Origin of the sequence: Bacillus cereus group sp. MS39, from assembly GCF_040448665.1 — a bacterium.
Lineage (GTDB): Bacteria > Bacillota > Bacilli > Bacillales > Bacillaceae_G > Bacillus_A > Bacillus_A wiedmannii.
In genome coordinates, this window is the sequence record NZ_CP123058.1 from 3,913,594 (window position 1) to 3,926,098 (window position 12,505).

The following is a 12,505-nucleotide window of genomic DNA, read 5'->3' on the forward strand; positions in this document are numbered from 1 at the left end:
TTTTACTTTACATATCAATATATCATAACAGCTCTAACTTCGTAACTAATTGCAACAAAAAAAGTGCAAGAAGAATACCCCTATTCTCCTTGCACTTTCTACTATTATCACAGTGATTAAAGCGTTTACAAATTATTTCAAAATAATTAGTAAATCCATTCATTCATTAATTTTGAGTAGTCAACTAATTCTTCTTCCTTAAAGAAAATAGCAATCTCGCGCTCTGCACTTTCTAACGAATCAGAACCATGGATAATGTTTTTCGCAACAGTTACACCGAAATCTCCACGAATTGTTCCAGGAGCTGCTTCATGTGGTCTTGTTTTACCCATCATGTTACGAGCTGTATCTACTACACCTTCACCTTGCCATACCATTGCGAATACAGGTCCAGATGTAATAAAGTCTACTAATTCACCAAAGAAAGGTTTCTCTGTGTGCTCAGCATAGTGTTGTCCAGCAATTTCCGGAGTGACTTGCATTAATTTTGCACCAACTAATTGAAAGCCTTTTTTCTCAAAACGAGCTACGATTTCCCCAATGAAGGCACGTTGTACACCGTCTGGTTTTACCATTAGAAATGTTTTTTCCATAAAAAATCTCTCCACTTCTGAATTATGTATGTAATTGTATATCCCCACACACATATTAACACCCTTATCACAATTGCGCAATAGTTTTGAAATAGAGAGATTATTTTATTTTTTAGAAAAAACACTAAAATTTTCGTTTCCCAATATACTTTGCTACATTTTGTAATGCATACTTCGCTTGTCCACGCGGAAGTGGTTTTATGATTTCTAATGCTTTATGTAAATAACGTTCACTAAACGCAAATGCTTGATCAATAGCGTCACTATTTTTTACAGCCTCAATAATTTCTTTCATTTCGTCCGCTGTTGTATTTTCATGTACAGATGTGATTTTCTTACGAAGCACGGGATCTTCCATAGCGTATAGGGCAGGAAGCGTAATATTCCCTTGTAACAAATCACCACCAGCAGGTTTTCCAAGCTTCTCTTCTGTGGAAACGAAGTCTAAAATATCATCAATAATTTGATACGACATTCCTACAAAATACCCATACCAAAATAGTCGATTTACCGTATCACGATTAGCGCCAGCAGCAATTGCTCCTAGTTGACAACTCGCAGCAATTAATAATGCTGTTTTTCGCTTTATTCTTCTTAAATACGTTCGTAAATTTTGGTCATAATTGTACTTATCTTTAATTTGTTCAATTTCACCTTTACACACTTCTAGAATGGTATGCGATAGCGCCTGATGCGCCTCTGGAATTTCGATATTTGTTATACATTCAAGAGACTTAGCGAACAAATAGTCCCCTGTATACATTGCAATACGATCTCCCCATTTCGCATTCACAGTTGCACTACCACGTCGTAAAAATGCAGCATCAATAACATCATCGTGAACAAGAGAAGCCATATGAATAAGTTCTAACGCAACAGCTACATGCTTAATTGCATCTAACTTATAATCTCCAAATTTTCCCGCAAGCAACACAAATACAGGACGAATTCGCTTCCCACCAGCTTCAATAAGTTGTAATGCCGCCTCTTCTACCAATGGCTGTTCAGAAGCAACTGTCTTTTTTAATTCTTTTTCTATCACATTAATATCCGATCGTAAAAAAGAGTACATAAGTTGTAACTTCATATTGTTCACCTTAACCTAAAACTTCTTTTTTCTTTTTTCTTTTTTCTTTTTTCTTTTTTCTTTTTTCTATTTTGATTCTGGTTTCATACCCAAATGCATCGCTGCTACCCCAAAAGTAAACGGCTTCACTTGTACACGTTCAAGTCCAGCTTCTTCAAACATATGAGCCAATTCTTTCATACCCGGGAATGTACTAGCAGATTCTTGCAGCCATGAATATTCTTTAAAACTTTTCGCAAATAACTTTCCAAATAACGGCATGATATATTTAAAGTATAAAATATATCCTTGTCGAAAACCAATCATTGTTGGTTGAGATGTTTCTAAACAAATTACTTTTCCACCTGGTTTTACTACACGCGTCATTTCTTTTAATACGTGCATATAATCCGGTACGTTACGTAAACCAAATCCAATCGTTACATAATCAAATGTGTTATCTTCAAATGGAAGTTCCATTGCATTCCCGTGTAAAAGTTCTACTTGTTTTAATTGTAACGCCTCTACCTTTTGCTTACCGACAGATAACATATTTTCACTGAAGTCTAAACCAACAACCTTGCCCTGTTCACCTACCGCTCCAGCTAGCGCGATTGTCCAGTCCGCTGTCCCGCAGCATACATCAAGAGCTTTGCTACCTGGTTTTACATCCATAATGCGCATCGTCTCTTTACGCCACGCTTTATGTCTTTGAAAACTAATGACAGAATTCATCACATCGTATTTATCAGAGATTTTCTCAAATACATCATGTACTCTTTCTTCTTTTGATTGTTGCATGCTCGTACCTTCTTCCAATGTAAAATTGCTTATGTCTTCGATTTATCTCTTAACACAGAGTTTATTTCGCTTATATCTGTGTGGTTTTCCAAATATTGATTTTCTTTCTTTCTGAGTGCCATCATCCATCCATGAATAACTGTTTCTACCTCCGCTTTATCCTTCATAATCCCTTGAACTGCTTGAAAAACAGGTGAATGTTGTTTATCAGCGTGCAGTTCACATTCTTTTTGAAGACGGTTTTTTCCTAGTACATACGTTATAAATGGCTTCCAATGCGATACATGAAAATGATCACATGTTTTTTGCAAGAGTGCAGACTCAATCGTTACTACACTTTCCATTATGTCATCCATCGTTTCATGCGCTTTTTGATATAACATTATTTTGTGTTCATTAATTTCTTTAATTCCTTCAGCAAGCGCGCGAATTAAAACAATATCACGATTCATAGACAGTAAGTAATAATATAACCCACTATAGTAATCACCAGCAAGTACTGTTAACTGGCGACGTTTATGCGATTCAACCGCTTCTTCCCCTGCTTTATTTGATACTCTTTCATGTGTATCAAGCGCAATTTGCACAAGCATAATCGTTACTACATAATGCTCAATTTGTTCTATATGTAAATTTTCACTTTTTAAAGCACCATATAACAATGCTATTTTTTCTTCATCAATAAATGGTTCTTCAATATAGTTTATAAAATAAGGATGGCGTAATTTCTCCATCAATTTCTCTCTTATACCCGCATACCCTCCGTAGATGTCACACACAAAAATCACCCTTGTTTTCTAATTCATAAAACTTATTATAACACATACATTCTATTTTCTATAACCAAAACTTGGCTACTCTTTCCAAACTTCCACCGAACTAAATAACATCTTCCATTCTTTTTAGTAGTCTTTCTATTCTCACTCTGCCTTGCTAAAACTATATCATTTATTTACATAAAAAAAAAAGAAAAGCAGTTTCCTACTTTTCTTTACCTTGTTTTAATAAAAGATAAAATTTCACTACGTGCCGCTGCATCATTTTCTAACACACCACGTACTGCTGTTGTTACAGTTTTCGCGCCCGGCTTTTTCACACCACGCATCGTCATGCACATATGTTCCGCTTCTACTACTACCATTACACCATGCGGCTCTAGTACTTCCATAATAGAGTTCGCTACTGTTGATGTAATACGTTCTTGCAGTTGTGGACGACGTGCAATTGTATCTACAGTTCGAGCTAATTTACTTAACCCTGTCACTTTTCCGCCTTGCGGAATATATGCAACGTGAGCAACTCCATAGAATGGAACTAAATGATGCTCACACATCGAATAAAACGGTATATCTTTTACTAGTACAAGCTCCTCGTGATCTTCTCCGAACACTTTATGCAAATGTTCTTTCGGATCTTCATGCATACCCGCGAACACTTCTGCGTACATTTTTGCCACACGCTTTGGTGTATCAAGTACTCCCTCACGATTTGGGTCATCTCCGATTGCCTCTAAAATAAGGCGTACTGCATGTTCAATTTGTTCTAAATTAACTTTTGCCATCCGCTAGCCCTCCCGAAAACCTAAAAGTGATACGAACACATTCTAGCATATTTATGTTTTTAAAAGCAAAAAGAAGAGTTCCCAAAAAGGAAACTCTTCTTCCCTGTTAATATGTAAGGATTATTTAACCGCATCTTTTAACGCTTTACCAGGTTTGAATGCAGGTACTTTACTTGCAGCGATTTCAATCTCCTCACCTGTTTGTGGGTTACGACCTTTACGAGCCGCACGCTCACGAACTTCGAAGTTACCGAATCCGATCAGTTGTACTTTATCACCTTGTTTTAAAGCTTCTAAGATAGAATCAAAAACAGCGTCTACTGCTTTTGTTGCGTCCTTTTTAGAAAGGGAACTTGCTTCTGCAACAGCATTGATTAAATCTGTCTTGTTCATGCCATTCACCTCCTCCCAAAGATAAGACTGTATAATGATCATAAAATGAGTCTTACTTTCATTTGTAGGCAATTTTTACAAATTCTATACTACAAAGATGTAGATAAATCATTATCAACGCCTATATTATACGATTCTCCTTTATAATTCAATATTTTTAAGGAAATTGTTACTCTTAAAATGTGAAAATCTGATGAAACTTGACAATTTACAACAATATATTAGATAATGACTGTTTATTTTGCTATTCTATACGCGAAAATCAAAAAAAAATCCCTCTACGATGAGAGGGATTTTTTTCTTATAATATAATCGCAATTAATCCGCCAGATCCTTCATTAATAATTCTTTCTAGCGTTTCTTTTAATTTATATCTCGCATTTTCTGGCATTAAAGATAGTTTCGCTTGAATACCTTCTCGAACAATAGAGCTAAGTGAACGTCCGAATATATCAGAATTCCAAATTGATAATGGGTCATCTTCAAAATCCTGCATTAAATAACGAACTAATTCTTCACTTTGCTTTTCAGTACCAATGATTGGCTCAAACGTTGACTCCACATCTACTTTAATCATATGAATAGACGGAGCTACAGCTTTTAATTTCACACCAAACCTTGAACCGTGACGAATAATTTCTGGCTCATCTAAGCTCATGTCAGCTAACGCAGGCGCTGCTACACCATATCCTGTTTGCTTTACCATACGCAGGGCATCCGCCACTTGATCGTATTCTATTTTCGCATGAGATAAATCGAGCATAAGCTTTAATAAATGATCTTTCCCTCGAATTTCTACTCCTACTACTTCTTTTAAAATTTGATCATATAATTCATCTGGTGCATATAAATCAATCTCTGCTACACCTTGCCCCATATCAATGCCAGCTAAGCTCGCTCGATCAATAAATTCATACTGACTAAACTGCCAAACGACACGGTCCACATCACGAAGACGTTTTATATCCTTCACAGTCTCTTGAACAGCTTCTTGATAACTTTGGCGTAACCAATGCCCTTCATTTAACACCATCACCCAGCTCGGAAGGTTAACATTCACTTCTAAAACCGGGAACTCAAATAAAGCCTCTCGAAGCACATTGTACACATCTGTTTCCCTTAAACTTTCTACACTCATCGCAATGACTGGGATATCATATTCTTCAGATAAACTTTGGCGCAATTGCTCTGTATCTGGATGATACGGCTGTACAGTGTTGATGATCATAATGAAAGGTTTTCCGACTTCTTTTAACTCATTTACTACGCGTTCTTCTGCTTCTATATAATCTCTTCTTGGAATTTCACCAATCGTTCCATCTGTTGTAATTACAACACCAATTGTGGAATGTTCTTGAATTACTTTACGTGTTCCGATTTCTGCAGCTTCATGGAATGGAATAGGTTCTTCATACCAAGGAGTATTAATCATGCGCGGGCCATTCTCATCTTCATAGCCTTTTGCTCCTGGAACCGTATATCCAACGCAATCTACCAATCGAATATTCACTTCAAGACCTTCATCTACTTCGATAGAAACCGCTTGGTTTGGAACAAACTTCGGTTCCGTCGTCATGATTGTACGACCAGCAGCACTTTGAGGCAGTTCATCCTGCGCCCTTTGACGGTCAGACTCATTCTCAATATTAGGAATAACTACAAGTTCCATAAATTTTTTAATGAATGTTGATTTCCCTGTTCGAACAGCTCCTACAACTCCAAAATAAATATCACCGCCTGTGCGTTCCGCAATATCTTTAAAAATATCTACCTTTTCCAAGTGATTCCCTCCCTCAATATTTTTGGGAATAATTCCACATTTATAGTCAACTAATACCTTCTCTAACGTTGCCTATAATATCTGATATAATATAATGGTATTCTAGAAGTTCGGACAATATATCATATAATTTTGTCCAATTTCATATGACTATTAAAAAATACCTTTTGTTTGCATCGCAAGTTGTGTAACATAAAAAACCTTTCTTCTAGAACTTATTCACTAAAAGAAAGGTTCATGACTTATGATTTTAAAAAAATTGGTTCTCCATTCTTTACCGTATACGGTAAAGAATACGCAGGTACAAATGGAGAATCTTTCGAAAGTATATTCCGAATATCTTCCCCCTCCTTAAATTGCCCTTCATTTTTTTTCAACGCTTCATATAAGTCGATTCGATAATCAACATAAATTTCTCCCTTTTCATTGATTACAAAAGGAAGCCCTTTACCAGAATACGGACTTGTCACTTGCGGCACATCTTTATATCCTAGTTTTTTGAAATCTAATTCATACACACCATCTGAAATTACCTTTTTAAAAGGCGGATATTGATGTTCATCCCGATACATCCTAAGCTTTAATGATAATTCCTGGATTTGTTCAGCCATCCTAACATCAATTAACTTTACTGTTGGGTTTGTTTCAACGTCTATTAATACGTATTGGTATACTCCTCCGCTTTCATACGCATTTCCTGGCGCTTCTTGTATGTAACGCGGAGCAATCTTTTGAAAATCGATTGGATACTTTTGATAAATAGGCGTACTCATATCCCGCGTCTTAATTGGCAATATCCCCTCATTTTGCTCCTTAAATGTCACTACAGCTTTTTGAACAACCTGTATCTGATCTTCATAAGGAACGGCATTTTGTTTCATATTTTCTTTCGGATACAGACATCCTGTTAAAAGGCTCATACAACAAAATATTAAAATAATATGGACTTTTTTCACTAGCAATCACCTTTTCATACTAATATAACTTGCTCCGTATGTAGCATTTTCGAGACCATTCCCTTTACTGCTGTACAGGTCCACTAAATACAACAAGAAAAATAACAATTCCTGACACAATCATAAGGGTGTACGCTACTAACGCTGTAATCCCTTTCAAAAATTTATTCTTTATTTTGTATCTACTTAGTAAAATAAAACTTACTGCAAAAAACATAAATCCAATTGCTCCTAAAGCAAACCACATTTTTATGAGCCCTTCTGACATATACACACCCCTTTTTATTAATCTATTTTTATACTATTTTAACAAATTAAAATCTTTAAACAAATACAAAAAGAACATTTTACTACAAATTACGAATATATAATTTTAATCAACAGGTTTTTTCGCATCTTCCACTAATCTAAATAAAAATAAAACCGAAGCGAGTGTATCTCTCGCTTCGGTTGACCAAATATGCCCAAAACAGCTCTATTCCCATACTTTCATGGCTATCATATGCAATCTACAAACTCTTTGTTTCTTATATTTATTTTTTAAACATTTTGCTTAACGAGCCAAAATCTGCGGGCATATTATTGTTAATGATCGCTTTTACAATTTGATCCTCTTGTTCTTTCGGCACTTCACGTCCTGCCATAAGAGCCACTTGATGAATCAATTGACGAAGCACAGTCTCATCACGTAAATTCGCATTCTGTACAGATGATGCTAATTTAAAAATATCTTCTTTATTCACTTTCGCTTCTTTTTCAATGTTATTAAAAATGTTATTATCCATTCTTTTCACCCTCTCCTCAAGTTACTCTTCATCCTATGCAAAATTAAAAAAATGGTGAAAAGACCCATAAAAATAAAAAGCGACAGAAGTACAAATGTACTTCTGTCGCTTTTCTTTAAAGTAAGTCAGGTATAGCTTCCACTTCATGTTTTCGAACACGTCCCATTAATGAGCCTACTGCATCTTTCACATTATTCCCATTGAATAGCACGTCATATAAGGCAGCTGTAATCGGCATTTCAACTTCCATTTTCTCTGCTAATTCGTGAGCAGCTTTCGTTGTTCTTACACCTTCTACAACCATACCCATGCTTTCTAACACCTCTTCTAAAGAGTGTCCTTTTCCAAGCATATTTCCAGCGCGCCAATTTCGGCTATGAACACTTGTACAAGTTACAATTAAGTCTCCCATACCAGTTAGACCAGCAAACGTTAATGGATTTCCGCCCATTTTTCTTCCTAAACGAGCAATCTCCGTTAAACCACGTGTCATTAATGCCGCTTTCGCATTATCACCTAATCCAAGTCCATCAGTTATCCCAGCAGCTAATGCGATAATATTTTTTAACGCACCACCAAGCTCAACTCCAACGATATCTGGATTTGTGTATACACGGAAGTAACTATTCATAAACAAATCTTGTACTTCCTCAGCCGCTTCCATACGCTTTGCTGCAGACGTAACCGTCGTCTCTTGACGTAAACCGACTTCTTCAGCATGACTCGGTCCAGACAGTACAACAACGTCTTTAATCAAGCCCTCTGGAATTTCTTCCTCAATCACTTCCGAAATACGTTTTGACGTACCAGGTTCAATCCCTTTACTTGCATGAATCCAAGTAGTCGGACCCGCTACATATTTCTTCATATCTTGTAATACCTCTCTATACGCTTTCGTTGGTACTACAAGAAGTACTACATTTACATCTACTAATGCTTCTTCTAAAGAAGAGTAGGCTGCGATTGTGCTTGGCAATGTAATTCCTGGAAGGTATCGACTATTCTCATGTTTTGTATTAATCTCATCCATAAGTTCAGAACGATTTCCCCAAATACGTACATCATGTCCATTGTCAGCTAATACCATCGCTAACGCTGTTCCCCAGCTACCTGCTCCAACTACTGTGATTTTTGTCATAAAATCACATCCTCTCCATTAGTCTCTTGCTCTAGCGATAATGTGAATCGGCGTTCCTACAAAACCGAACGCTTCACGTAAACGATTCTTTAAGAAGCGCTCATATGAAAAGTGCATTAATTCTGTATCGTTTACAAATATAACAAATGTTGGTGGTTTTACCGCAACCTGTGTCGCATAGAAGATTTTCAGACGGCTACCATTATGAGTTGGTGTTGGATTCATCGCTACCGCATCCATAATTACATCATTTAATACGTTCGTTTGAATACGGATACTATGGCTTTCATTTACTTCATTAATAACTGGTAATAATGTTTGTGTACGTTTTTTCGTTTTCGCAGATAAGAATACAATCGGTGCGTACTCTAAAAATTGGAAATGAGCACGGATGTTTTCTTCAAATGCTTTCATTGTTTTTTCATCTTTTTTCACTGCATCCCATTTGTTTACGACGATAATAACAGCACGTCCTGAATCATGAGCATATCCAGCAATTTTTTTATCCTGTTCAATAATTCCTTCTTCTCCGTCTAAAACGACTAAAACAACGTCAGAACGTTCAATCGCTCTAAGCGCACGAAGTACACTATACTTTTCTGTGCTTTCGTATACTTTCCCTTTTTTACGCATACCAGCTGTATCGATGATTACATAATCTTGACCATCTTTACTATATGGTGTATCAACAGCATCACGTGTCGTTCCCGCTATATTACTTACAATTACACGTTCTTGACCAAGAAGTGCATTTACAAGTGATGATTTCCCTACATTTGGACGTCCAATTAAAGAGAAACGGATTGTTTCATCATCATACGCTTCTTCTTCAATCTTTGGAAAATGATTTGCAGCTTCATCTAACAAATCACCAAGTCCTAAACCGTGTGTACCTGAAATCGGGAATGGCTCGCCAAATCCTAATGCATAAAAATCATAAATATCACTACGCATTTCTGGATTATCAACCTTATTTACCGCAAGTACAATTGGTTTTTTAGAACGATATAAAATTTTAGCAACTTCTTCATCTGCTGCAGTTACACCATCGCGACCATTCGTCATAAAAATGATAACATCTGCTTCATCAATCGCTACTTCCGCTTGTTGACGAATTTGTGTCAAGAACGGCTCGTCTCCAATATCAATTCCACCTGTATCAATAATGTTAAATTCATGATTTAACCATTCTCCCGCACTATAAATACGGTCTCGTGTTATACCTGGTATATCTTCTACGATTGAAACTCTTTCTCCAACAATTCTATTGAAAATAGTAGATTTTCCTACGTTCGGGCGGCCTACTATTGCTATTACTGGTTTCGGCATATACTTTCATCCTTTCAACTTGCTTCTGTTTATTATGTAAAAAACCCTTCTTTGTGCAAGAAGGGATTTGCATTCCAGAATATTTCTCAGCGTATCAAAACACCTCACATTATACCACACGTTACTAATGTTTCACAATAATATATACATTCTCTTGTAAGCGATGCGCAATACCATCTAAAATTGCCTCTAAATTATTTGCAACAAATTCTAACTCATCTGTCGATTCACAAGTAAACAAAGGGGCACCACCAGCAAATTTCTCCGGCGTTGTTGTAATAACCGCGAGAATTACACTTTCTAACATCATCTTTTATCTCCCCTTCCTTTCGGGGCTTCCGATGACATATGAACAGCACTTTCTAACGTCGGCACATTCCCTATGACACCTATCGCTTTCTCTGCATCTTGATCTTGTGGCAAGACAAAAATCCCAACCCTACCATCTTCTAAATCACGCTTTGCCAACGGCACAAGCGCTGGCGTACCAGAATCTCTATAAATCCCTAAAGCAACAGAAACATCATGTAAAATAGCTTGTCGTTGTCCTAAGTTTGAGATTGTCACCATCGCATCAATTGTTTTCGGCCTTAAAATAAAGCCCATTCCATATTTCATAATTTCCTCTTGCCTTGCTGGCAATCCAATATTCATAATGTAAATATTATCAATATACAGCCCCGCTCCTTCAAAACGAAGTGGAACATGCTCGATATCAACAAGATCATGTAACCTTCTGCCAGACATTAATTTTTTCGCGATAATAAATGCGATTATAGCCATAATTACTCCAGCAATCCACGAATGGAATCCTATATACGCAAACGTCGTTGCAAACGACGTTAACATCGCCAAATAGTTTCGACTTTCAAAAACTAACGCAATCCCTTCAATATATGTATTTCCACGCGGTACGAGCTCATATCCATCTAATTGTTGAAGGGTATTTCTTTCCATATTACGCACATCACGAAACTGTGTTGCTGCTAATGTAAGAAATGTAATAGCAGAAAAATCTTTTTTCAAAATTGACGGAATCGCAATCGCTCCTAAAGCCGCTGCAATTAACCCCATCGCAACGTGAATAATTTTCCCGTGGAGCCTCGTCGGATATTGACGCGTATCCGTCCGGAGCATTAGCACTCTCGTTACTGTCCCCGCTATTACTCCGCATAAAATGGCCGGTGTATATTCAGTCATGTATTACCCTCGCCTTTCTTTTACGTGCTTTCCTCTTGAACTGTTCCATGTATACTGATGCTTTTGCAATCCAAAACAAAATTGCCATGAAAAATGTAGCAACGGCGACGATATCAAAAAACGCTAAACTTCCGTAATCATAAGGGAAATGTAGTTTTCGAAAAATAAGTGTCACTAACAATTCCCCCTGTAACATTCCTATATAAAGAGAACATAATCGCAATATGCGATCCTCATGCAATAAAACCGATGCATACACAAGAGCACCACTTACCAAAAACAACCTGTCCACCACAATCCAAATCGGATCATATACTTCTAACAAATGAAAACTTGTATATAACATTGCAATAATAAGTGCCGAAAGTAAGCTATATAATTTTTTCCAAATAGAATATAGTGCGATTCCTATAAAAGCAACAATACAAAGCAAAAGTGCATTTACTGATACCGTGAATGAAGCAATCGTTACATGTAACGGAGAGCAAATAATAAAAATCAATATACAAGTGCTTATCTTCCACCGCATAGAGTCCTTTTTCATAAAAAAAGTTACAACAATCCACCCTATCCAAGCTAAAAAATAAAAAGTACTCCCTTCCATCATTTCACCTCCTATGTTTTCCATTATGGGAACTTTTTATGAAAGTTAATCCACTTTCTTCGCGCATAGTTTTTTCATATAACAGCAACACTTTTAATAAGGAGGTGCTATTCATTATGGGTAAAGATCGTCAAGAACGAAAACTAAGAGAATCACGTCGCGTTGAATCTGATCGTGACCAATCACTACAATATCCGGGTGCAACTGGACTGGATACACCAGAGCAAGCCCGAAAACAAAATCAGCACTAATGAACACAAAAAGACGGTTTCGATATTGTACGAAACCGTCTTTTACAT

16 protein-coding genes are annotated in these 12,505 nt (G+C 36.7%); 1 reads left to right on the forward strand and 15 read right to left on the reverse strand.

What is annotated here, in order from left to right; translation table 11 throughout:
- Nucleotides 1-146: 146 nt before the first annotated feature.
- The 15 genes from ndk to QEP67_RS20330 all read right to left on the reverse strand — a co-directional run bounded on the left by ndk (nucleotide 147) and on the right by QEP67_RS20330 (nucleotide 12,206).
- A complete protein-coding gene (gene ndk / locus QEP67_RS20260) occupies nucleotides 147-593 on the reverse strand; it encodes a nucleoside-diphosphate kinase (protein ID WP_000415885.1) in 447 nt (148 codons plus the stop codon).
- Nucleotides 594-717: 124 nt separating this feature from the next.
- Nucleotides 718-1,680, reverse strand: coding sequence for a heptaprenyl diphosphate synthase component II (gene hepT / locus QEP67_RS20265; RefSeq protein ID WP_000776074.1), 963 nt, complete (start codon nucleotides 1,678-1,680; stop codon nucleotides 718-720).
- A 66-nt stretch (nucleotides 1,681-1,746) separates the two neighbouring features.
- Complete coding sequence (menG, locus tag QEP67_RS20270; RefSeq protein ID WP_001187665.1) at nucleotides 1,747-2,460, reverse strand: 2-heptaprenyl-1,4-naphthoquinone methyltransferase; 714 nt, start codon at nucleotides 2,458-2,460, stop codon at nucleotides 1,747-1,749.
- A gap of 29 nt (nucleotides 2,461-2,489) precedes the next feature.
- Nucleotides 2,490-3,239: a heptaprenyl diphosphate synthase component 1 gene (locus tag QEP67_RS20275; RefSeq protein WP_002108646.1), complete on the reverse strand. Its 750-nt coding sequence runs from the start codon at nucleotides 3,237-3,239 to the stop codon at nucleotides 2,490-2,492.
- A gap of 212 nt (nucleotides 3,240-3,451) precedes the next feature.
- Nucleotides 3,452-4,021, reverse strand: coding sequence for a GTP cyclohydrolase I FolE (gene folE, locus QEP67_RS20280; protein ID WP_061673442.1), 570 nt, complete (start codon nucleotides 4,019-4,021; stop codon nucleotides 3,452-3,454).
- Between the two features lie 120 nt (nucleotides 4,022-4,141).
- Complete coding sequence (locus QEP67_RS20285; RefSeq protein WP_001043860.1) at nucleotides 4,142-4,414, reverse strand: HU family DNA-binding protein; 273 nt, start codon at nucleotides 4,412-4,414, stop codon at nucleotides 4,142-4,144.
- A 301-nt stretch (nucleotides 4,415-4,715) separates the two neighbouring features.
- On the reverse strand, nucleotides 4,716-6,194 hold the full coding sequence (spoIVA, locus tag QEP67_RS20290; RefSeq protein WP_000416519.1) for a stage IV sporulation protein A: 1,479 nt from the start codon (nucleotides 6,192-6,194) through the stop codon (nucleotides 4,716-4,718).
- Nucleotides 6,195-6,436: 242 nt separating this feature from the next.
- Nucleotides 6,437-7,150 (reverse strand): hypothetical protein, encoded by a 714-nt coding sequence (locus QEP67_RS20295; protein WP_000755477.1) that lies wholly within the window; start codon nucleotides 7,148-7,150, stop codon nucleotides 6,437-6,439.
- Between the two features lie 64 nt (nucleotides 7,151-7,214).
- Complete coding sequence (locus QEP67_RS20300; RefSeq protein ID WP_001288995.1) at nucleotides 7,215-7,418, reverse strand: DUF2768 domain-containing protein; 204 nt, start codon at nucleotides 7,416-7,418, stop codon at nucleotides 7,215-7,217.
- Nucleotides 7,419-7,683: 265 nt separating this feature from the next.
- Complete coding sequence (locus QEP67_RS20305; RefSeq protein WP_000369753.1) at nucleotides 7,684-7,935, reverse strand: stage VI sporulation protein F; 252 nt, start codon at nucleotides 7,933-7,935, stop codon at nucleotides 7,684-7,686.
- A gap of 115 nt (nucleotides 7,936-8,050) precedes the next feature.
- Nucleotides 8,051-9,073, reverse strand: coding sequence for an NAD(P)H-dependent glycerol-3-phosphate dehydrogenase (locus QEP67_RS20310; protein WP_000161770.1), 1,023 nt, complete (start codon nucleotides 9,071-9,073; stop codon nucleotides 8,051-8,053).
- 18 nt (nucleotides 9,074-9,091) lie between these two features.
- Complete coding sequence (gene engA / locus QEP67_RS20315; RefSeq protein WP_001125888.1) at nucleotides 9,092-10,402, reverse strand: ribosome-associated GTPase EngA; 1,311 nt, start codon at nucleotides 10,400-10,402, stop codon at nucleotides 9,092-9,094.
- A gap of 124 nt (nucleotides 10,403-10,526) precedes the next feature.
- Complete coding sequence (locus QEP67_RS20320) at nucleotides 10,527-10,712, reverse strand: hypothetical protein (RefSeq protein ID WP_000979052.1); 186 nt, start codon at nucleotides 10,710-10,712, stop codon at nucleotides 10,527-10,529.
- On the reverse strand, nucleotides 10,709-11,602 hold the full coding sequence (locus QEP67_RS20325; protein WP_000141603.1) for a YIEGIA family protein: 894 nt from the start codon (nucleotides 11,600-11,602) through the stop codon (nucleotides 10,709-10,711). Before QEP67_RS20325 ends, QEP67_RS20320 begins: the two co-directional genes overlap by 4 nt.
- Nucleotides 11,595-12,206 (reverse strand): hypothetical protein, encoded by a 612-nt coding sequence (locus QEP67_RS20330; RefSeq protein WP_000399215.1) that lies wholly within the window; start codon nucleotides 12,204-12,206, stop codon nucleotides 11,595-11,597. Before QEP67_RS20330 ends, QEP67_RS20325 begins: the two co-directional genes overlap by 8 nt.
- 116 nt (nucleotides 12,207-12,322) lie before the next feature.
- Between QEP67_RS20330 and QEP67_RS20335 the strand changes: the two genes are divergently transcribed.
- Nucleotides 12,323-12,457, forward strand: coding sequence for a YpzI family protein (locus QEP67_RS20335; protein WP_000513900.1), 135 nt, complete (start codon nucleotides 12,323-12,325; stop codon nucleotides 12,455-12,457).
- Nucleotides 12,458-12,505 lie beyond the last annotated feature (48 nt).

Bases quoted from the DNA above. Each gene is read 5' to 3' on its own strand.
- ndk (WP_000415885.1), bottom strand. From the start codon at position 593: ATGGAAAAAACATTTCTAATGGTAAAACCAGACGGTGTACAACGTGCC.
- hepT (WP_000776074.1), bottom strand. From the start codon at position 1,680: ATGAAGTTACAACTTATGTACTCTTTTTTACGATCGGATATTAATGTG.
- menG (WP_001187665.1), bottom strand. From the start codon at position 2,460: ATGCAACAATCAAAAGAAGAAAGAGTACATGATGTATTTGAGAAAATC.
- folE (WP_061673442.1), bottom strand. From the start codon at position 4,021: ATGGCAAAAGTTAATTTAGAACAAATTGAACATGCAGTACGCCTTATT.
- QEP67_RS20285 (WP_001043860.1), bottom strand. From the start codon at position 4,414: ATGAACAAGACAGATTTAATCAATGCTGTTGCAGAAGCAAGTTCCCTT.
- QEP67_RS20300 (WP_001288995.1), bottom strand. From the start codon at position 7,418: ATGTCAGAAGGGCTCATAAAAATGTGGTTTGCTTTAGGAGCAATTGGA.
- QEP67_RS20305 (WP_000369753.1), bottom strand. From the start codon at position 7,935: ATGGATAATAACATTTTTAATAACATTGAAAAAGAAGCGAAAGTGAAT.
- QEP67_RS20310 (WP_000161770.1), bottom strand. From the start codon at position 9,073: ATGACAAAAATCACAGTAGTTGGAGCAGGTAGCTGGGGAACAGCGTTA.
- engA (WP_001125888.1), bottom strand. From the start codon at position 10,402: ATGCCGAAACCAGTAATAGCAATAGTAGGCCGCCCGAACGTAGGAAAA.
- QEP67_RS20320 (WP_000979052.1), bottom strand. From the start codon at position 10,712: ATGATGTTAGAAAGTGTAATTCTCGCGGTTATTACAACAACGCCGGAG.
- QEP67_RS20325 (WP_000141603.1), bottom strand. From the start codon at position 11,602: ATGACTGAATATACACCGGCCATTTTATGCGGAGTAATAGCGGGGACA.
- QEP67_RS20330 (WP_000399215.1), bottom strand. From the start codon at position 12,206: ATGGAAGGGAGTACTTTTTATTTTTTAGCTTGGATAGGGTGGATTGTT.
- QEP67_RS20335 (WP_000513900.1), top strand. From the start codon at position 12,323: ATGGGTAAAGATCGTCAAGAACGAAAACTAAGAGAATCACGTCGCGTT.